The organism is Azospirillum lipoferum 4B (assembly GCF_000283655.1).
GTDB classification, from domain to species: domain Bacteria; phylum Pseudomonadota; class Alphaproteobacteria; order Azospirillales; family Azospirillaceae; genus Azospirillum; species Azospirillum lipoferum_C.
Genome location: NC_016622.1, coordinates 1,868,410 through 1,887,666 on the forward strand (window position 1 = coordinate 1,868,410; position 19,257 = coordinate 1,887,666).

Below are 19,257 nucleotides of genomic sequence, written 5' to 3' on the forward strand. Positions count from 1 at the left end.
GAGAGGCCGCGGCCACGGCCTTCCAGCGGGCGATCGGGCGGCAGCCGCGGCAGGACCGCAACGGTGGCGGTCAACTTTCTTCCCCGGCCGGCCAAGCCGGCCTTCCTCGCGAAACAAGAAAGCCGCCCGCCGCCGTCCTCCGCTCGCGCTGCGGCCCAAGAGGGTGCGGACCCGCCCCGCCCGCCGCGAAGGGATCGCCACGAAGGCCGCGATGGGCGCGGCCGGTCCCAGCCGAAGGACGATCCGTCATGGTCACCGCCCCCGACACCGACGACATCGAGCCCCGCCACGCCGCCTCCGCCACCGACCACGCGCTGGTCGAACTCCAGCTCTACGGCCACCGCCCCTTCCAGGACGATCCCGACCCCCGGCCGCTGCCGGACGAGACCGCCATCCGCGGTGCCTTGGCCGACGTTTTCGACGCCCTGGTTTCCACCCTGACGGACACCCGGTTGGAGCCCGATCTGGCCGACCTGCTGTGGTCCACCGTCAACCTGTTCCACCGCGCCGCCGACCGGGTGCAGCGTGAACTCGACGACAACGAGGACGCCCAGAAGCGCAGCCAGCGCGAGCAGGACGGTTCGGAGATCCGCTCGGTCGAGCTGGAGCGGCTGCTGGCCGAAGGGCTGACGCTGATCGAGCGTCGCACCGCCATGGAAATCTTCCGCGACCACGCCGCCGAGCTGTTCGAGGTCCACACCGGTTCCGCCTGGCGGCCGCGCGCCGGTTCGCTGGTCAGCCGCCGCACCCTGACGGCATCGCTGATCGACAGCCGCGACTTCCTCGCCGCCAAGCGCCGGGCCGAGACCGAGCCGCTGCTGCCGCCCGGTCCCCGCATCGCCTTCACCGGTGGCGTCGAGTGCAACGACCATCACCGCATCTGGGCGGTGCTCGACAAGGTGCGCGCCAAGCACCCGGACATGGTGCTGCTGCACGGCGGCAGCCCGAAGGGGGCGGAGCGGATCGCAGCCTGCTGGGCCGAGCATCGCAAGGTGGCGCAGGTGCTGTTCCGGCCCGACTGGGCGCGCCATGCCAAGGCCGCCCCCTTCAAGCGCAACGACCGGCTGCTGGAGGCGCTGCCGATCGGGGTCGTCGCCTTCCCTGGCTCGGGCATCGTGCAGAACCTGGCCGACAAGGCACGGGCGATGGGCATTCCGGTCTGGCGCTTCGGTGATGGTGGGGCGTGAGCCTCCGCCCATCCGGCGATCCGCAAAGACGCACTGCCGGATTTCCACAATTTATGAAGAATATATCATTAAATCTCAATTTTCCTCTTCTGAATTAATTTGAAATCTGAAAAAGCAAATCCCATCATACGTCGAGATTTTGGATTTTTTCGATCTTACTATTATAACGCAATCAGTCGCCCCTATATTTGACGCCATATCGCTTGAAATTGTTCGAGATATAAATTTCAACTCTTCAATATCTGCGGGAGTCTCTTTTGTCATATGTACGGCGACTACAAACACCCTATTTCCGACCTCCACCCGCCCTACTGCTGTATTGCCGCCACCTAATCCTCCACCTGATCGCCATCTCTTCACTCTTTGCTCAATCCCAGCCAGAACACCAGGATGTTGATTGAGAAGCGCTTCGAGTATATCGAAGCGGTGCTTTGAACTCTTAGTCGCGTATATTTCGGCCGCGATAAGTCGCCACCATGCCGTTAGAGTAACGCCGATGTTCTCAAAGCGAGTTCGATCACCTGGTACCGGTGACCGACCGCGAACCATAGCATCAGCCTGATGCATTATTATATCTGCGCCCGCCAAATCCGACCCGTTAATAGCAAAGCCATTTATTAGGTACATTGACAATAAATCTTGCTCATCTCCATGGAATTTTATCAACTCATCAATTGATGATCGTCTTGCTAGGTAATGAAACAAAGAGGCTTCTGTATCAAGTCTACTGCATATCATGCGAAGTTCACCAAGAGATAAGATTGGAGCCCAAGGAGTTTTTGGCTCTGATAGCTTAAGTTCTATATACCAATGGCGAGCACTGCTCAAATGAGCCATGTGTTCAATGCAAACTCCAAACATAAAAACAATCTTTGGTGTATTGTGATTGATGGGTAAGGCTTGTCCTTTCCGATCATGGAGCATTCCTGTAGCTAGAGATCCTGTAGACAGCAAGTCGCGCAAGCGACGAGCTTGAGTCCCTGGCGCAACAAATAATTCTCGGAAATTTTTAACGAGACTTTCTTTTCCGCCACGGCGGGTTGCATCTTTAATTCTCCCTGCTTTGGCCTCAAATATAAACACATGATTTCCAAGAATGGCTACTACGTCGTGCTCCCATGTCTTGTTTGTTGCTGGATCAGTCCATTTAACGCCACGATGCACGCTAGCAGATGGCAATCCTACTTGGAGAAGTCGCTCAATCTCATCCTCTAAATAATTGGCGCGCGCCAACGAATAAGCGGCATCCAATTTTCCGCCCTTTGGTATAGTTTGCTCAATTATCCAGAAAGGAAAACTAATAATGAGCCCCGGCAAGGGCAGCATGAGTGTATCATGGCTTATCTTAACAAAAGGACGCCGCCAAACCGGATTATTTAGGTGAACTCCCGATAAATCGTTTTCTGAAATTGATCCAGGGGTTAAGGCGAGAGAAAATAAAGCGTTAGAAACATTTTCGCCAAATTTGTCTACAAGGTCAGATCTATCAAAGCAGAACATAGGTGCATGCGCCGTCTCTGCTATCTGAAATATAGTAAATGCTCGTTCATCGTCCCTGCGCAAGTATTTTGAGCATCTATTCCAGAGCTTTGCTGCGATTGGTGTTTCTGAAAACAATTTATCTAGATCGACATTATCTAGGCGTCCGCCCAATAGTTCCCTCATAATATCAGATGATTTATATGCACGCTCTACTATTATCCCTATTAATGAAAATAGAGACCTTACCAAATCAGAGAGAGGGAAGCCAATTTCTTTTACAGCGGCGGCATCAATACGAGAAAAAATCTCCGGTAAAATTTTTTCTGCTTCATCGCTGCTAAAAATATTTCGATAGTAAGTAGTCTGCAGTCTTGTCAATCGTATAACTATATCGAGACCTTCATCGTTTTTTGATGGTGCAGGCCCTTGGCGAGCCCAAAGATCTTCGCCAAGTAGCTTCCATAATTTAATTATACTACGAGGCGAAGAAAGAACAGGCCGCCCCGTCCCCCAAGCAAGAATATAAGCTTGTAAAATCTCAGCTGCAGGTTGGTCAATAAAGCATGATCCGTCTTCTCTTTTGGGATCTGACAATAAATCAATAAGAAGCTGTTGTCCAGATTTCGCAAGAATAGATAATGCATCACGCCCAATAAGAGCGCTGCGAATTTGTTTCTGTATTTTTATGGGATCGCCCCGCTCATTAGGAGAGAAAGCATGAAGTTGCTTCAACGAAATGGCAGCGTAGCCGGGAATACTGGGAAAATTTTCCATATAACCAAAGCCTCACGCTATTATAAATAGTAAATACGCCAGACATCTCTTGGGTGGAACTTAGACTAGCTTGTAATGTTTTGCACGCTCGCTGTGGGTTCAAAAGCCGCAGTGATTTTCTCATAAATCCCGTATTGTCATAGGGTTTATAAGTGCTTCTGGCGGCTGTGCGGGCAAGCCCGCCCATCGGGCTCTCGTGAACCGAGCCACCTACGGCGTCTCGGCCCTCCGGGCTTCGATCCCTACCGCGGTCGTTGTTTTGGCGGAAGCGAGGGCGACGGGCCGGTGCATCCTTCAGCATCGGTGCGCGGGAGCAGCCAGTCAGGCAGGGAACGACCACCCGGTCATGCCGTTGGATCGCCGCTGAGGTCGGCCGCCTCGAAGGCCCGTTGAAGGCTGCCCGGTGCGTAGCCGCGCAACGATCTCCCGCCGCTCTCGAAACGGCGGACGGCCGGCACGGACAAGGTCGCCTTATCGGCCAGGGTCTCCTGGGACCATTGATGCTGGCTTCGGAAGGTTCGGCACTGTTCGGGTGCGCGTCCTATCTCCACCGCTCTATCGAGGCGCAATCATGGCCGGTCGGGTTGGTTCGTACCTCTTCTGCCGGTGTGGCCACCGCAGTGCGCCGATGGTGGAGCGCCTGGGAGCGCCCAGCATGACCATCCCTCTCCGGGTCGAAACCGCTGAGCCATCCGGCATCCCCAGCGGTCTGGAGTCCGGTGCGGCCAGCGCGGCTTTGTCTGCTGGCGACTCTGGCGCCAGGGACGGCTGCCTCGGCAGCCCGACCTCGATCCCGCAACCGGCGAACGCCAACCGTCTTCCCCGTCGTGCTCGGCCAAGGCCGGCGCGCGGCTTCCTCGCGAGGCAAGACGCCCGGCTCCCGCCGGTCCTCCGCTGCGCTGCGGCCCTTTGGGTGCGGGCCGGTCGCCCGGCGCCCTTTGATCGCCATCAAGGCCGCGATGGTCGCGACCGCACCCCATCAAGGAGACGACAGATGGCCCAGATCGGCAGCTTTACCCGCGGCGACGACGGTTCCTTCGCCGGCACGATCAAGACCCTCACCCTCAACATCAAGGCCCGCTTCGTTCCTATGGAGAAGGAGCACGACAAGTCCCCTGACCTGCGCGCCCTGTGCGGGCCGATCGAGATCGGCGCCGGCTGGCGGAAGGCCGCCAAGGACACCGGCCGGCCCTACCACTCGGTCAAGCTCGACGATCCCAGCTTTCCGGCCCCGATCTACGCCAGCCTGATCGAAGTCGATGGCGGTTACGCGCTGATCTGGTCCCGCTGAGGTGACACGCCGGTTGCAGCGTTCCGTCCGGGGAACTGCAACCGGCAGGTCTGTCCGTCTGGTCCATTACGGCCGCCGCGGTCCGACCTGCGGCATCCCCGTTTTCCCGAACGTTCTATCTGCCTTTTCAGACCTCCCAGCCTACCATGCCGGATCGCCCCGCATCGAGGACGAGCGGTGCCCCCAAAATGCTGCGCATTTCGGCTCCCCCGCTCGCCGGCCGGCCGGTCGCCTGTGGCGATCCTCGACCCGGACCGCTCCGGCACCGTGCGAGCCCTCCTGTCTTCAAACACAGGAGGGACCGATGCTGACCATCGACCGGCAAATCCAGGAACTCCGCATGGAACTGGCTGCTTGCTTCCTGACCCGTCGCGAGCGTGTCCAGGCCCGGCGGGAGCTGGACACCCTCCTCGCCCGGCACGCGGACCGGGAAGGCGCTTTCAAGACCCTGGCCGCCGACGACCCGGCGCCCGATTGAGGCGCTGTTTCCTAGGATGACCGAATCGGTGCGATGGTCCCTTCTTCGTCAACCGCGGCCGCATCCGACTCCAGCAACACACTCGCGGGCACGCCCAGCGCGTCGGCCAGTTCCTTCAGCACGGTGATGGTGGGGTTGCGGGCGCCGCGTTCGATGCCGCTGATGTAGGTGCGGTGCAGGCCCGACTCGAAGGCAAGCTGCTCCTGCGACCAGCCGCGCGTGCGCCTGATCCGCTGAACGTTGAGCCCGACCTGCCTGCAGATATCCATCCGGACAGCTAGCCGGCATGTAGCCTATCGGTCTACAGACTATGAGTAACATTTTGTTGAGAGCCTGCGCGTTACGGTCCATGCTGCACAGCCGGCGCGGGAGAAACGGTGCAACGGCATCCCGTAAGCGAAGGCGTGATGCAGGAGAAGGCTTCGTGAACGTCGTACCAGAGGCGAGACACAGGGGGCGCGGTCGCACGCCGAAGGTCGGGACCGGCCTGGACAGGGTGGACACCCATGTCGGCGGCCGGCTGCGGCTGCGCCGCACACTGCTCGGCCTGTCGCAGACCGAACTGGGGCAGAGGGTCGGCCTGACCTTCCAGCAAATCCAGAAGTACGAGCGCGGCGCCAACGGCATCGCCGCCTCGCGGCTCTGGCAGTTGGCGGACGTCCTCGATGTTCCGGTCAGCTTCTTCTTCGACGATATGCCCGACGTGGCGCCCCGTGCATCCGGGCTGTCCGATCCCGAAGCGCCGCCGATGGGGCGGCGGGAGACGCTGGAATTGGTAAAATGCTACTACCGCATCAGGGATCCGCGCGTGCGCCGTGGGGTCTTCGACTTGGTCAAGGCGACGGTGGACGCGGTCGAGGACGTGATCAAATGACGTCCGCCTCCTTCGGCCGATCCTTCTTCAGACGAACCCCTTCACCGCCGCCGTTCTCCGGGATGATTTCCACACCGGCAGCCTCCAGCGCTGCACGGAGGGCGCGAAGGGTGCGGATATGGAGCTGTCGCCCAGACTCGCGCTCAAAGTCCGCGATGGTCTTCTCACCGACCTCCGCAGCTTCCGCAAGCTGCTCCTGGCTCATACGGACCAAGCCCCGCCCCGCCCGGCATTGTGCGGGCGTTATGACGTCTTTTCTGTCGTTAGGCATCTTTTCTGTTGACCTGATTGCTGTCAAACGCCAGAATATCAGTTACCCTGCTTCCCGCAAAGGAGGTGAGCGTGTCTCCAAAGGCGCGAGCACCAAGGGCACGCCATGTGCCTCGCCGGACGAGCTTAGCTGCGGCAGCTCGCCTTCTGACGGTTGCCGTATCCGATCAACGGGACACCGACCCGCTCATTGCCCTCTGGCAGGACTGGCGGGAAACCTTCGCCTCCTCGCAGCGGCTGTGCCAGGAGGCCCAGCGCCTGGAACGGGAGCTGGCCGAAAGGATCGGCTTTCCCCGTGTCGAGGTCCCTCTTGAAGACCCGGAGCACCCCCCGGTCGTCGCCACCGCTGCTCGTCAGATCGACCGGCTGCTGGGGACGGCGCCGGCTGCACGGTCGTTGCGTCGGCGGCTGAAGCGCGACCTCGCCGCGGCACAGGCGCGCTGGGACGCCGAGGCAGCGGCGGTCGGCCTCTCCAGCGCCATCGAGCGGGAGGCCGCCGCGGACCGGCGGGCGGGCGAGATCCTCAAATCCGCCTCCCGCACACCCGCACGATCGATCCCCGGCGTGATCGCCAAGCTCGCCATCGCTGCCGAATGGGGCGAGCTGGAACCGGGAGCCGACGGCTACCCCTGGGACTTCATCCGCGGCGCCCTCGCCGACCTGACCGCGCTGACTGCAAGGGAAACGTAGTCCGGGTCGCTCACGCCCGCTCTGCGGTCCGAACCGACACCATACTTGCCCGGACGAATGGCCGATCAACGGAATAGGATAAAGGTTTAGCTAAAACCCACCGGATGCGCCGTTGGCGATCACCCACTATCGAGCATCTAAAGACACAGCGGCACTGTGATATCCAGGACGCGCCGCCGTCGTTCCGGATCTACGGATTTTCGGAAAGCCGCGCGAGGTGGGGGTGATTGGCGGGAAGTTCCAGAAGACCGCGGGGGAGTACCGGGAGCGCCGCCGTCAGGCGGCCGACAATGACGACCGTGGCCTTATGTTCCGCCCGCTCGATGGTGCCGAGATAGCTGCGGTCGATGTCGGCACGGCGCCCCCGCTCCTCCTCTTGCGTGGTGCCCTTGGCAAGGCGCAGGCGGCGGAGGTTCAGAGCCAGGATGTCGGGCATGTCCTCCATCGGCGGGATGGCGCGGGATTGCGGGACAGGTTTCCACCGAAGACATCGCCCGTTCGGATCCGGCCGGGCAATTCGGTGATCTTTCGGGGCCGGTCTTCGACACCGCTTCGGATCATGCCGGCATATTATAATATGCGCCCGCCCATAGCTTCGGTGCAGGCCACACAGAGGGGGGAGACCAGTCGATGACGAAGCCGCAGCTCGAACCGCCGGTGGCCGACGAACCGCCCGGTTCGGACAGTCTGACCGATTACGACCGCTTGCACCTCGTCACCTATCTGCGCCTACTCGACGCCGATGCGGAGGGGGCCGACCCGGACGAAGTCGCCCGCATCGTGCTGCGCATCGATCCCGCCCGTGAGCCCGACCGCGCCCGGCACGCCCACGCCACCCATCTGGCACGGGCGCAATGGATGACCCGCGTCGGCTACCGCCACCTTCTCCGCCAGGGCATGCACTGAAATCCGCATTGCCGGATTTCCGGAAATCCGCCGTTCCGAATGGCCGGATCGGCGGACTTTGCCGGTGAGTCTGGCGATGAGTCTGGCGCTGATTCCGCCGGTGTACGCCGTTCCCGCCCCGTTCTTCGCCATCGGCGCCATCGCAAATTTACGGCGGCAGGTCACTCTTCAACCTGGGCGTAACCTGACGCTGTCCACGCAGCGAAGGCACCATGACGGCGATGAATGACTGGCGAACATCGACCGCCTACCAGTATGTCCTGACCGTCCCCGCATCCTGTTGGGCGTGGGAGTTCCTGCGCCGCAACAGGGATTATCAGGCGGATGCGGCGGGACAGCTCGGCGAGCCGGCCTCCGCCGATGGAGCCGGCGATTGGGGGTTGCACAGTCCTGGAGGATCCGGGCAAGAGCGGGGCTGAGACCCTGGTGTTCTGGCGGTCCGAGGTGCTGCCGGCCCTGGTCCGGCTGTCGCCGGCCCCCAGGACGTATGCCGGTCCGGGCACCGACCTCGATCCCTGGTGGGGGATGTCGCGCCAAGCCATCTTCCACACCGCAGAGGGCTTCCACGTTGCGCTGGCCGAAGGGCCGCGCGAGCGTCGCTTCTGGATCGAGGGCAAGCGCCTGCCCGGACGCGGCACGCCGCTGCGGGCGCTGATCGCGCTGGACGGTGACCTCGACGCCCAGGTCGCAGCACTCCGCCGGTTCTACGAGGCGGTGACCAACCCGGCCGCTCCCCCCGACCTGACGCCGTACCAGACCCGCATGCTCATGCGCACCCTCCAGGCACTCGACGCCCACCTCGACGGCGCCAGCATCCGGCAAACGGCCGAAGCGCTGTTCGGTGCCGAGCGCGTCAACGCCGACTGGTACCGGGACACGCCGTTGCGCGATCAGGTGCGGTACCTGATCCGCCGGGGGCGTTGGCTGATGGAGGGCGGGTATCGGGAGTTGTTGCGGAGGGGGGCGCTGTAGTCCCGGTGCAGGAGCTGAAAGTGCGAAGACACAGACGGGAATTGCCGATTCATCCGCTTTGCGCGGATATCGTTGAAAAAGTCGGTTGTCGCCAGCGAGCCGCTATGGCGCCAGAAAAGGGTCAGCGGGGAACCTCCCCTCATGCCGGCCTGGGTTCCAGCATCGGGATGAGCTTGGCGAGCTTGCGGAGGTTCTGGGCGGTGGCTGCGAGGTGGAATTCGTCGCGCGCGCCGTTCGGCCCCCTCAGTCGCAACCGGTCCAGCCTCAGGATGCGTTTGAGGTGGGCGAACAGCATCTCGACCTTCTTCCGCTCGCGCCGCGAGGTGGCGTAGGCGTCCGTGGTGGCGATGGCGCGCGCCAAATCGCGGGCTCCTTCATGGATGGAGCGCGGGACCTTGCGCGCGGGCGTGTTCGGGCAGCAGCGCGGCTTGAGCGGACAGGGCGCGCAGTCCAGCGTGCTGGCGCGGTAGCGAATCATACCGTCCGTATCGGCAAGCGGGCGCGGCGTCCGATAGGTCTTCTGCCGCGGTCGAAGCTCCTTGCCGGTGGGGCAGACATAGGCGTCGGCCTCGTGATCGTAGGTGAAATCGGCCCGTTCGAAGGTCCCGTCGCGGCGTTCGGATTTGTCGAAGACCGGGATGTGCGGCTCGATCCCGCGCTCATGAACCAGCCAGCCCAGCATCTCGGCCGAGCCGTAGGCACTGTCGGCGGCCAGCCGCTCGGGATAAAGCGCGAAATGCTCCTGGGTGCGGTCGAGCATGGTGCGGGCGGCGCCGACCTCCGCCTGGTGGATGGCACGGCTCGCCTCGACATCGACGATGACGGCGTGGTCGAGGTCGATCAGGTAGTTGGTGGCATAGGCGAAGAAGGCATGGCCCTTGTGCGCCCCCGTCCATTGCGCGGTGGGATCCGAGCGCGAGACGAACTCGGGCTTCACCTCGCTGGCGGCACCCCAGGTGGCCTCGTCCAACGTGTCGAGATACTCCCGGACCGAGCGGCGGGTCGCCGCCATCGCCTCCCAGTCGACCTCCTCCGATCCCGCCGCCGAGCGCTACTTGTTGGCGTCCGCGCGGATCAGGCTGGCATCGACCGCGAAGCCGTCACCGCCGACAAGCCCGGCCTCCATGCAGCGCTGTACGGTCGTTTCGAACAGCTTCCGCAGGAGGTCGCTGTCCCGGAAGCGGCCGTGGCGATTCTTGGAAAAGGTCGAGTGATCGGGAACGGCCCCTTCCAGGCCAAGCCGGCAGAACCAGCGGTAGGCGAGGTTCAGATGCACCTCCTCGCACAGCCGGCGCTCGGAGCGGATGCCGAAGCAGTATCCGATGATGAGCATGCGGACCATCAGCTCCGGGTCGACCGAGGGCCGCCCCCATCTCACTGTAGAACGGCCGCAGATGGGCACGGATGCCGGACAGATCGACGAACCGGTCGATCGAGCGAAGCAGGTGATCCGATGGGACGTGCCGCTCGAGGCTGAACTCGTAGAACAGCGCTTCCTGCATCACCGTCCGCTCGCCCATCATCGCCGTGCCCTCCTTCTGCTAAGGAAGATTGAATCAGGGCCTCAAACGGCCGGCAACACCGACTTTTTCAACACTATCCGCCAGAAGTGGAAAACACCTTCCTGTAGCGTCAGCCCATCTCCTTAAGCATACCCTGAAGCTCGGATCGAAGATCGTCCCCCAGCCCGTGGTAGTATGTTGCCTATAACAAGCACTCTTAACCGAATGAGCGTCATCAGGCGCTGGAAGTGTGGGCGGGCCAGCTTTCGACCTTGACGGATTGCATCTGCGGAGCGTCAAGCCATTATTGATCGCCTTGCCATGCCGCGTCGCGTCGCGTCTTGATAGCGTCCGTCAAGATGGTGGAAATTCGTGTACCCGCTGAGGTTGCCATTGTTCAGGCGGCCTTGGGTGGAAAGGTGATGGCCGGTTGGCTTTCACTGGCCGGCGTCAGCTCGGCCATGGCCTCGACCTACATGTAGCGGTTCTGGGTCTGCCATTCGTCATTCTGTTCGAGGAGCACCGCGCCGATCAGTCGGATGATCGATGCCTCTCCTGGGAAGATGCCGACGACGTCGGCGCGGCGTTTGACCTCCTTGTTCAAGCGTTCCAAAGTGTTGGTGCCGTGCAGCTTGGTGCGATGCTGGGCGGGAAAGCCCATGTAGGCAAGCACGTCATGCTCGCTGCTGTCCATGAAGGAGGCCAGCTTGGGCCATCGGCCGCGCATCTGCTCGGCGATATGGCGGAAGGCTTGGTGAGCGGCTTCGGCGTCGGGCTGGAGAAAGGCCTGGCGCAGAGCGGCGGCGGCCATGGAGTTCTGGGCCCTGGGCACATAGGCGAGCGCGTTGCGCATCCAGTGGACTCGGCAGCGCTGCCAAGTGGCGCCCATGACACGGGCGATGGCGGCCTTCAGCCCTTCATGGGCATCGGAAATCACCAGCTTCACGCCCTTCAGGCCGCGGCCCTTGAGTTTCTTGAGAAAATCGCTCCAGAACACCTCGGCTTCCGAAGGGCCGATGTGTAGGCCGACGATCTCGCGCTTGCCCTCGGTGTTGGCGGCCACGGCGATTATGGCGGCGACGGAGACGATGCGTCCACCCTCGCGCTGCTTGAGGAAGGTGGCGTCCAGCCACAGGTAAGGCCAGTCGCCCTCCAGCGGACGGTCGAGGAAGGCGTTGACCCGCTCGTCGATGTCTCGGCACAGCTTGGAGACCGTCGACTTCGAGATCCCCGACAGACCCATCGCCTGGGTCAACTCGTCAACGCGGCGGGTCGAGACACCGCCGATCCAGGCTTCCTGGATCACCGCCACCAGGGCTTTCTCGCTGGTCTTGCAGGCCTCCAGGAAGGGCGGGAAGTAGCTGCCCTGGCGCAGCTTGGGGATGCGCAGGTTCAGCGTGCCCAGGCGCGTATCCAGCGCCCGGTCGCGGTAGCCGTTGCGGTAGGTCTGCCGCTCGGCGCTCCGTTCGTGACGCCCGGCGCCGATCTGGCCTTCGACGTCGGCTTCCATCAGCATCTGCAGCACCGTCTCGGCGACGGCGCGCAGAAAATCGCCGTCGCCGGCCTTCTGGAGCAGGTCTGCCAGTGCCATACTGTCCTCGGTCATTGGGGTGGTCCTTCGGGCAAGAGGAAGTGTCGCAACTCCACTCTAGCCGACCGGCCCAATGACCACCTCTTTCGCGCAAGCCGCCGCCCGGGGGTGGGGCATGCCCCACCCCCGGGCGATCACCAAATTTCCACCACGTTCGCGGACACTATCATGATCTGGCGGAACTGTTTGAAACCAGTTCGGGGGTGCAGAAGGACCCGGGCCGTGCCACGGACCTGATGCGCCGTGGAGCCGAGACGAACGACGAGGCCGGATACTCCACGCTTGCCTGCTATCATTACGGGGTTGCGCTGTGCGAGGGGCGCGGCGTGGCGAAGGCTCCAGAGACCGGGCTCCGCTAGCTGCGTCTGGCCGCAGCCGAAGGATCGAAGGATGCCGTCGAGTATTGGCGCAAGATCGGCGCCGCACGGTAAACGGCTGCACGGACTGACCGAACTGCGCCCGGATCGGGTGTCGCGGTACCCTGGGCCGGCCCATGTAATACCGCATACCGATCGCCGGGACCGATGCGCCAGCCGGCGGATCAGCGGGCATGGAAGCAGGTCGCCCCCATCTCACGCGTCCCGGTCTCGCGCGTCAGGTCAAGCAGCATCCCGACCACCGGCATATGGATGAAGCATCCGCGCACCGGGGATCCCGTCGCCTCCTCCACCATGCGGCGATAGAGCGACAGTTGCGGTGCGTGTGCCAGCGCGCGGGCGGCCCATTGGTCGAAAGCCCCCGGAAAGGCCTTGTGGTCGATGATCACCACCCCGTCGGCGGCATCCACCAGCAGGTCGATCCGCCCGCCGATCCGCTGGAGACCCAGGCGCCCATGCACGGGCACCTCCGTCCGCCAGCCCGCCCCCGGCCAAAGCCGTGACAGCGCGCGCCACAGGCGGTCACCGGCCTCCACCAGAGGAGCGGCGGCCGTCGGCTCGATCCCCCAGCGCTCCAGCAGCCGCGCGGCACAGGCCAGCCGATCCTCCGGCGCGGCATCCGGACGGTCGACCGCCAGGAAGGAGTGGATGGCCTCGCCAAGGCGCGTCACGTCGACGCCTCCGGCCAGCGGCAGGCGGTCCCCCAGGGCGATCGCCGCCGGAGCGCCGGCCGCGGCGACAACCGGAGCCGGGATGCCGAAATGGCTGGGAGCGAGGCGGAGCGGCGGATGATCGGGGACGGCGGCCGGCGCGGGCGGCAGCGAAAAGACGGCATGAACCGCAGCGGGCTGCGGCGCAGCACCGTCCTCCTCCGGGGCGGCGATGGTGATGGCGGTGGCCGGATGGGGCCGTCCGGCGGCATGGACGGTCACGGCGCCCTGTCCGGCCGGAAGTGCCAGCACCGGCAGCCCCCGTGCGTCGACAAGGGCGTCGAGCCAGTCCGTCTCCAGCCCGCCGGCCTTCGCAGGCCGTGCCGCCAGGATCAGCCGGTCTCGCGCGCGCGTCATGCCGACATACATCAGGCGCACGGCTTCGGCATGGGCACGGCGGCGGGCGACCGCCATTTCCGGTGCGGCGTCCGTGGCATCGGCGAGCGGGATCCGCGCGCGCTGCTTGTCATACGGCCAGGGCCAGAACCGCAGCCACCGACCGTCCAGCGGACACCAGGGGTCGACCGCCGCCCCATCCTCTGCCGCCGGCCCCTCCACCGTGAGGCCGAAGGCCGACGGTTCCGGCCCGCCCTGGAGGTCGAGCAGGACGACCATCGGCCATTCCAGCCCCTTCGACTGGTGATAGGTCATCACCTGCACGGCGTTGCGGTCGCCGCTGGGCGGCTGTTCGCCGCCCTTTTCGGCATCGGACAGAAAGCCGATCAGACCGCCGGCGGTCGCGGCGGCGCGGCGCGCCCGGCAATCGTCCTCGTAGGCCCTGGCAAGCCCGCGCAGCGCGTCGAGATTGCCAAGCCGTTCAGCGCCGCCGCCCCAGCGCAGGACCGCGTCGGTCACCGACCCGGCGGCGATCGCCACCTCCAGCGCCTCCACCGGTGTCAGGTGCAGCAGCCGGTCTCGGGCGGCGTCCAGGGCGCGCAGGACCGGCGAACCCTCCCGCGCGCGCCGGGCGGCGTCCGGCGCCAGCCAGGTCTCCAGCCAATCCGGCTGCCCCGCTGCGGCATCTTCGGCCGTATCCGGCATTGTCGCCAGATGGGCCAGCTCGACCATCGCCAGGGTGTCGCCGGGATCGACCAGATAGCGCAGGGCGGCAAGCGCCAGACCGGCCTCCGGCGTCGCGGTCAACCCGGAGCGTCCGATGGCGACCTTCAGCCCGGCGGCGGCGAAGGTGGCGGCCACCGCCGCGCAACGCTCGTTGGACCGGCACAGCACGGCGACGTCCGATCCGCGGAGCGCGCCATCCACACCCTCCGCAGCCAGCCGGTTGGCGACGCCACGGGCGAGGGCGGCCAGCGCCTTGTCCCAGTTCTTGCCCTCCAGCGTCCATATCTCCAGCGGCGACGGTTCGCCCGGCCGGTCGCTGCGGTCGCACTCGCTGACGATGGCCTGGTCCTGTGGAATGCCGGTGGGCGGAAAGGCGGCGCCGAACAGGTCGTTGTGGAAGGCCACCAGACCGGGACGGGAGCGGTAGCTGCGCGGCAGCCGTTCCAGCCACCCGCCGGTCGCCGGCGGCACCCGGGCGACGACGGCGCGGATCAGGTCGGGGTCGGTGCCGCGGAAGCCGTAGATCGCCTGCTTGGCGTCACCGACCCAGACGGAGCGGCGGACGATCCCCGCCAGTTCCAGGAACAGGGCGAGCTGGATCGGGCTGGTGTCCTGGAATTCGTCCACCAGCGCCAGTTCGAAGCGCTCCGCCAGCAGGCTGCGCACGTCGGAACGGCGCAGCAGGGCCAGGGCTTCCTGTTCCTGGTCGACGAAATCGACCAGACCCTGGATCCGCTTGAACTCCGCATAATCGGCCATGGCTTCGGCGGCGCAACTGAACACGCCGTCCACCAGGGCGCGCAGGTCGGCGTGCAGGCGGGGATGGCGGTCATGCGCCTCGGCGGCGGTGACGACGGCCTCAGCCACCCCCTTCCAGCGCGCCCCGGCGTCGAGCTTGGCAAGCCGCACCCAGTCGGCCCAGGCGAGCGGCCGGCCGTTGGCCAGCGCCGCCGCGGCCTCCTTCAGCAGGGCGAACGCATCCTGGGTCTTTTTAACCGTGACCTCGCCGCCGCCTTCGATGGCCGACACGGCGTCCCGCACCGCCCGCCCCAGCGCGGCGTCGAGAGCGGCACCATCAGCAGCCGGTGGCGGCAGCAGCGTCAGCAGCCCGTCGAGCGACCGCGCGGCCGACGCCGCCAGATCCGCCGGGGCGATGGCGTTCTGCCGGGCAAGCGCGCTGACCCTGCGGACAAGGTCGCGCCAGTCCTCCACCCGCAGGCGCCACGCCGCCGGTTCGATGGCGGAACCGTGGCGGCGGATCACGGTGTCGGCGGCGGCGGCGAACAGGGCGGCCATCCGGTCCTCGCCGATCACGTCGGCCACCGGGGATCGCCCCGCCTCCAGCGCGAAGGCCGCCGCGATGCAGCCGAAGACGGCGTTGACCGTGCCGATGGCGCCGGTCAGGACGTCCCGCGCGGCATCGCCATGCCCCTCCGCGATCAGGCGCTGGCGCACCCGTTCCAGCAGTTCCGCCGCCGCTTTGCGAGTGAAGGTGGTGGCCAGGATGCGCCCCGGCTCCGTCCCCGCCGCCACCGCGTCGCGGAAGGCGGTGGCGAGGCGATAGGTCTTGCCGGTGCCGGCGCTGGCCGTCACCACGTCGATGGGGGACAGGGATGGAAAGGAGGTGGCGGCAATCGGGGAATGGGTGCTCAAGGCTGGATGCTCCCGACGCCGCACAGGCGTCCGTAATCGCAGATGCGGCAGGGAGGGGTAAGGACGATGGCCGGCGGCCCGGCGCCGTCGCAGCCGGTATCGGCGATGCCCGCCGCCACGATCTCCCCGCTTCGCAGGCGGTCGAGCTGGCGGGTCCGGCTGTCCCAGGCGCTGCGCCAGACCTCCGGCAGGTCGCTGCCGGGAATGTGGGCATGGGCCGGAAAGGGTGCCGGTTCGGTGAACAGCAGGCGCTGCTGGGCCAGCATGAAATAGCCGGCAGGGACGGAGGTCGTCACGCCCCCGCCCACCAGCCGGCCATAGACGGCAAGCTGGATGGCGCGGCCCTCGGCGATCTCCTGCCGGCGGTGCCTGTCGGTCCTGCTCCATTTCAGGTCGAGGATGACCGGGCCGCCCGTTTCGTCCTCCAGAAGCATGTCCACCGTGCCGTCGACAACGATGTCCCCGGCGATGCCGCCGCCCATGTCGCCCGCCAGGGTTTCCTGAAACTCCACCTCGCAGCCGCGCACGGTCAGCCCGGCGCCGCCGATCAGGCCGGCCAGCATGCGCGCCGCGTCTGCTACCGCGGCGCGGGCGCGTTCCAGCTCCAGCCCCTGGCCCAGCCGCAGCAGCGGTGCCGCCAGAACCGGAAGCAGACGGTCGAACAGGGCGGCCGCCCGCCGCGCCGCCTCCTCCGCCGACCAGGACGGGCGTTCGGTGAACAGCTCCGCCAGGACGGCGTGGGTCAGCGTGCCAACCAGTTGCGATCCGTCGGGAATCCGGCGCAGGGCGCCCGGCCGCACCCCCGCGGCATATTGCAGCGTCCAGGCGAAGGGGCAGCCGAGCAGGCGGTTCAGGCTGGTCGCAGATTCCCGGTCCCGCATCGGCACGGCGTCGGCCGGCACCCGCCACAGCCGGCGCGGTTCGGGCGGACGGCCGCCGTCGAGCGCCGCACGCTGCACCACCCGCCCGGCCAGCGGCGTGCGGTCGGCCAGCAGCAGGGCCGATGCCTGCACCGCGCAGCCCCGGCCGTGCGTCAGGCGGTCCTGCGTCAGGTCGTGCAGAACCGGCTCGATCTCGTGCCAAAGCGGGTGGGCCGCCGCCGGCTCCCCGGCGATGGCGCGCGGTTTCACCAGGATCAGCCGTTCGGCGGCGTTCAGGACCGGCAGGCGCCATGCCCATGCCTCGCGCCGCAGAGCCTGCGTTGCCGCTTCCGGCAGGCAGCCGGCGGCGGCCAGCGCCGCCCGTTCCGCCCCGCTCCACGGTACGGCGGCCATGCCGGCGCTGCCGTCGAGGAAGCCCCACCAGACCACGGCGCGCGCCGGCCCCCAGATTTGCCCCGGTTCGTCCACCACCGTCCAGGGCGCTGCCTCCGCCCCGCCCGCCGGCACCGCCGCCCCGTCGGCGATCACCGAATCCAGCATGCGGTCGATCTGCGGCTTTGGAATGCGGGCCAGCCCGCTGGCGGCCACCACCTCGGCCATCGCGCCAGCCTGAGCGGCGACCACGGCCAGCATCTCGTCACCCTGCAGGGCGCGCCCGGCCGCCCAGTCGGCGACCCGGCGGCACAGGGCGGCGGCCACCTGCGCCGGGATGCCGTCGGCCTCGGCGATGCGCGGCATCTCAAGCCAGCCGCGCCACAGCCGCTCCTCCTCGGCAAGGCGGCGGGCGATGTCCCGCTCGGCAAGGCCGCGCTCCTCAAGCCGGGTGCGGCGGCGGCCGAGGGCGTCGCGCCATGCCTCCTGCCAGACCGGACCGCCGATGCCGGGGGCCTTCTGCAAGGCAGCCGCAAAGAACTCGGCCACGCCCATGGGAATCGGCGATTGCGGCAGGGTCAGCAGTTCCATCAAGCGGTGGACGTCCACCGGTTCCCATGCCGTGGCGAAGGCCAGCGGCAGCACCTGGACGGCGGCCCGCCAGCGCGACCGCCCCGCCCCGCCGACGCGCGGCAGGCCCAACCGGTGGCAGGCCTCGTCCAGCAGCATGGTGCGCTGGCCGCGGATGATCGCGATGGCATGGTTGTCCCCCGGCGCGGCTGCGAGCCAGCCGGCCACCGCTTCCGCCGCCAGCCATTCGTCGTCGGCCTCCAGCAGGGTCAGGGAGCCATCGCCCCGCCATGCGGCCCCTTCGGTAAAGCCGCCCAGCCGCCGCCCCAGCGCCGCAAGGTCGCCATTCCCCGCCGGTACCGGCAGCCGGCAGGGGCACACCGCCGTCCCGCCGGCCGCCAGCCGCCGCAGCAGGCGGCGCCACGGCTCCGGCAGAAGCTCTTCCGGGGTGGCGAGGCGCAGTTCCGTCAGGCAGGTCGGCCGCGGCGGCTCCAGGGCGGCGGTGACTGCGCGCAGGCGGTCGCCGGGTCCAGGCGCCAGCGCTCCGGGCGCGCGTTCGACCTCCGCCAGCGTGTCGAGCCGCCCCCCGCCGCCCGGCACGCTGCCGTCCCAGCCCGCCTCGACCAGCGAATCGCGCCAGCCCAGCAGCATGCGGGCGACCGACCATCCATCGGCGGCCAGCGACCGGCTGTAGAAGTGCTGCCCGTCATCGACCGCGCGCAGCCGGGCCAGATATTGCGCGATGCGCAGGGCGGGCGAAACCTCCGGCCCGCCAAGCGCCAGGATGGTTTCAAGAATGCGGATCAGCCCGGCTGGCCCGACGATGTCGGTGTCCAGGCTGGCGGCCGTGCCGTCAAGGGATTCCGGCCAGCTCGGCCCGTCCAGATGCCACCCGAACAGTATCCGCATGGATACACTCCCGCCTGATGCCCAGGGGGATGGTGGTGGGAGTCAAATGAATAAAGAGTTTAACGGGCGCTCGCAGAGAAGATCCAAGCACATCTGCATTCGCAGACAAATCATTCATATGAATGTTATTGCGCCATCCAAACGACCTTCTGTTGTGCCAAAGAACGCCAGCGGCGCAGATTTTCGGTTCTAGCGTTTGATCGCTGGTGTCAAAGCTTGACGAAACCCGATTAGTGGATCAAAAAAGGAAAAGCCGCTGATGAGCCCTCCTCAGGTTCCAGGCCTAAAGGGTTCATAACAGCGGCTTTTCACATACGCCGGAGTACTAGGATGAGAAACCACCTAAAGAAGATGATCACCCCCAAGCCTCCGTCCGGCCATCAGGCCGAGCGTCAGATGTATATCACGTTCTCCATAACGACGCAAAGGCGACGTTTGGAAGTGATGCTGGCAGCCAGCCTCTTTGAAGCTAGCGTTCGATTGATGGTGTCGATCGAGTAACGACCCACTTCCCATGCGCTTCCGTCCGGTCTCCGGGCGGAAGCGTATCGGGCCTCGTTGCCACAACCCTCGCGACGGTTAACGCCGCGGGGGTTGCGTCTTTAATCGAATATGGTCACAATATTCGCAACCCTTGCCTTTTATACTGGTCAGCATCTAGCATGCCGGTAGAAAATGAGCGCAAGGGATCGCGAAAGGCTTCGAC

15 protein-coding genes and 2 pseudogenes are annotated in these 19,257 nt (G+C 65.5%); 9 read left to right on the top strand and 8 right to left on the bottom strand.

Translation table 11 applies throughout. The features are described from left to right. The first annotated feature begins 248 nt into the window (after positions 1 to 248). Positions 249 to 1,187 (top strand): DUF2493 domain-containing protein, encoded by a 939-nt coding sequence (locus AZOLI_RS08665; protein ID WP_014248236.1) that lies wholly within the window; start codon positions 249 to 251, stop codon positions 1,185 to 1,187. 75 nt (positions 1,188 to 1,262) lie between these two features. On the opposite strand, the gene AZOLI_RS32400 is transcribed toward AZOLI_RS08665, so the two are convergent. Continuing rightward, entirely contained in the window at positions 1,263 to 3,443 is a 2,181-nt protein-coding gene (locus tag AZOLI_RS32400) for a hypothetical protein (RefSeq protein ID WP_162488033.1), read from the bottom strand. Positions 3,444 to 4,437: 994 nt separating this feature from the next. Here AZOLI_RS32400 and AZOLI_RS08670 point away from each other — a divergent pair. Both AZOLI_RS08670 and AZOLI_RS32865 read left to right on the top strand, forming a co-directional pair. Further along, on the top strand, positions 4,438 to 4,734 hold the full coding sequence (locus AZOLI_RS08670) for a DUF736 domain-containing protein (RefSeq protein ID WP_014248238.1): 297 nt from the start codon (positions 4,438 to 4,440) through the stop codon (positions 4,732 to 4,734). Between the two features lie 304 nt (positions 4,735 to 5,038). After that, positions 5,039 to 5,212: a hypothetical protein gene (locus tag AZOLI_RS32865; RefSeq protein ID WP_014248239.1), complete on the top strand. Its 174-nt coding sequence runs from the start codon at positions 5,039 to 5,041 to the stop codon at positions 5,210 to 5,212. 11 nt (positions 5,213 to 5,223) lie between these two features. On the opposite strand, the gene AZOLI_RS08675 is transcribed toward AZOLI_RS32865, so the two are convergent. Continuing rightward, the gene (locus tag AZOLI_RS08675; protein WP_014248240.1) at positions 5,224 to 5,481 is read right to left on the bottom strand and encodes a helix-turn-helix domain-containing protein; all 258 of its coding nucleotides are present in this window, start codon (positions 5,479 to 5,481) and stop codon (positions 5,224 to 5,226) included. Between the two features lie 155 nt (positions 5,482 to 5,636). On the opposite strand from AZOLI_RS08675, the gene AZOLI_RS08680 reads away from it, so the two are divergent. Continuing rightward, positions 5,637 to 6,086 (top strand): helix-turn-helix domain-containing protein, encoded by a 450-nt coding sequence (locus tag AZOLI_RS08680; RefSeq protein WP_014248241.1) that lies wholly within the window; start codon positions 5,637 to 5,639, stop codon positions 6,084 to 6,086. On the opposite strand, the gene AZOLI_RS08685 is transcribed toward AZOLI_RS08680, so the two are convergent. Continuing rightward, positions 6,079 to 6,291, bottom strand: a complete 213-nt coding sequence (locus AZOLI_RS08685; RefSeq protein WP_197541510.1) for an XRE family transcriptional regulator — start codon at positions 6,289 to 6,291, stop codon at positions 6,079 to 6,081. The genes AZOLI_RS08680 and AZOLI_RS08685 overlap by 8 nt on opposite strands. A 173-nt stretch (positions 6,292 to 6,464) precedes the next feature. Between AZOLI_RS08685 and AZOLI_RS30315 the strand changes: the two genes are divergently transcribed. Further along, positions 6,465 to 7,046 carry a hypothetical protein gene (locus tag AZOLI_RS30315; RefSeq protein ID WP_014248243.1) on the top strand — a complete coding sequence of 194 codons (582 nt, stop codon included), beginning with the start codon at positions 6,465 to 6,467 and terminating at the stop codon, positions 7,044 to 7,046. Between the two features lie 190 nt (positions 7,047 to 7,236). Here the strand turns inward: AZOLI_RS30315 and AZOLI_RS08695 are convergent, their stop codons facing one another. Continuing rightward, positions 7,237 to 7,482 carry a helix-turn-helix domain-containing protein gene (locus tag AZOLI_RS08695; protein ID WP_244442463.1) on the bottom strand — a complete coding sequence of 82 codons (246 nt, stop codon included), beginning with the start codon at positions 7,480 to 7,482 and terminating at the stop codon, positions 7,237 to 7,239. Positions 7,483 to 7,676: 194 nt separating this feature from the next. Here AZOLI_RS08695 and AZOLI_RS08700 point away from each other — a divergent pair, with 194 nt between their 5' ends. The 4 genes from AZOLI_RS08700 (at position 7,677) to AZOLI_RS30320 (ending at position 8,924) form a co-directional block, all read left to right on the top strand. Beyond that, a complete protein-coding gene (locus tag AZOLI_RS08700; RefSeq protein WP_014248245.1) occupies positions 7,677 to 7,952 on the top strand; it encodes a DNA -binding domain-containing protein in 276 nt (91 codons plus the stop codon). Between the two features lie 76 nt (positions 7,953 to 8,028). After that, positions 8,029 to 8,181, top strand: a complete 153-nt coding sequence (locus AZOLI_RS32405) for a hypothetical protein (protein ID WP_162488034.1) — start codon at positions 8,029 to 8,031, stop codon at positions 8,179 to 8,181. Further along, positions 8,174 to 8,371 (top strand): transcriptional regulator domain-containing protein, encoded by a 198-nt coding sequence (locus AZOLI_RS33805; protein WP_429725899.1) that lies wholly within the window; start codon positions 8,174 to 8,176, stop codon positions 8,369 to 8,371. The genes AZOLI_RS32405 and AZOLI_RS33805 overlap by 8 nt, the downstream gene beginning before the upstream one ends. Then, a complete protein-coding gene (locus tag AZOLI_RS30320) occupies positions 8,277 to 8,924 on the top strand; it encodes a DUF2285 domain-containing protein (protein WP_162488035.1) in 648 nt (215 codons plus the stop codon). Before AZOLI_RS33805 ends, AZOLI_RS30320 begins: the two co-directional genes overlap by 95 nt. Before the next feature lie 139 nt (positions 8,925 to 9,063). Here AZOLI_RS30320 and AZOLI_RS08710 read toward each other — a convergent pair. The 4 genes and pseudogenes from AZOLI_RS08710 to AZOLI_RS08730 form a co-directional block, all read right to left on the bottom strand. Continuing rightward, positions 9,064 to 10,447 (bottom strand): annotated as a pseudogene (locus AZOLI_RS08710) (IS1182 family transposase). A 376-nt stretch (positions 10,448 to 10,823) separates the two neighbouring features. Beyond that, positions 10,824 to 12,032: pseudogene (locus AZOLI_RS08715) on the bottom strand (IS256-like element ISAli7 family transposase). Positions 12,033 to 12,558: 526 nt separating this feature from the next. After that, positions 12,559 to 15,819, bottom strand: coding sequence for a UvrD-helicase domain-containing protein (locus AZOLI_RS08725; protein ID WP_014248250.1), 3,261 nt, complete (start codon positions 15,817 to 15,819; stop codon positions 12,559 to 12,561). Then, positions 15,816 to 18,551 carry a PD-(D/E)XK nuclease family protein gene (locus tag AZOLI_RS08730; RefSeq protein WP_014248251.1) on the bottom strand — a complete coding sequence of 912 codons (2,736 nt, stop codon included), beginning with the start codon at positions 18,549 to 18,551 and terminating at the stop codon, positions 15,816 to 15,818. Before AZOLI_RS08730 ends, AZOLI_RS08725 begins: the two co-directional genes overlap by 4 nt. Between the last annotated feature and the right edge of the window lie 706 nt (positions 18,552 to 19,257).

Excerpts from the sequence above, each read along its gene's own strand:
- AZOLI_RS08665 (WP_014248236.1), top strand. The coding sequence starts at position 249 with ATGGTCACCGCCCCCGACACCGACGACATCGAGCCCCGCCACGCCGCC.
- AZOLI_RS32400 (WP_162488033.1), bottom strand. The coding sequence starts at position 3,443 with ATGGAAAATTTTCCCAGTATTCCCGGCTACGCTGCCATTTCGTTGAAG.
- AZOLI_RS08670 (WP_014248238.1), top strand. The coding sequence starts at position 4,438 with ATGGCCCAGATCGGCAGCTTTACCCGCGGCGACGACGGTTCCTTCGCC.
- AZOLI_RS32865 (WP_014248239.1), top strand. The coding sequence starts at position 5,039 with ATGCTGACCATCGACCGGCAAATCCAGGAACTCCGCATGGAACTGGCT.
- AZOLI_RS08675 (WP_014248240.1), bottom strand. The coding sequence starts at position 5,481 with ATGGATATCTGCAGGCAGGTCGGGCTCAACGTTCAGCGGATCAGGCGC.
- AZOLI_RS08685 (WP_197541510.1), bottom strand. The coding sequence starts at position 6,291 with ATGAGCCAGGAGCAGCTTGCGGAAGCTGCGGAGGTCGGTGAGAAGACC.
- AZOLI_RS08695 (WP_244442463.1), bottom strand. The coding sequence starts at position 7,482 with ATGCCCGACATCCTGGCTCTGAACCTCCGCCGCCTGCGCCTTGCCAAG.
- AZOLI_RS08700 (WP_014248245.1), top strand. The coding sequence starts at position 7,677 with ATGACGAAGCCGCAGCTCGAACCGCCGGTGGCCGACGAACCGCCCGGT.
- AZOLI_RS32405 (WP_162488034.1), top strand. The coding sequence starts at position 8,029 with ATGAGTCTGGCGCTGATTCCGCCGGTGTACGCCGTTCCCGCCCCGTTC.
- AZOLI_RS33805 (WP_429725899.1), top strand. The coding sequence starts at position 8,174 with ATGAATGACTGGCGAACATCGACCGCCTACCAGTATGTCCTGACCGTC.
- AZOLI_RS30320 (WP_162488035.1), top strand. The coding sequence starts at position 8,277 with ATGCGGCGGGACAGCTCGGCGAGCCGGCCTCCGCCGATGGAGCCGGCG.
- AZOLI_RS08730 (WP_014248251.1), bottom strand. The coding sequence starts at position 18,551 with ATGCGGATACTGTTCGGGTGGCATCTGGACGGGCCGAGCTGGCCGGAA.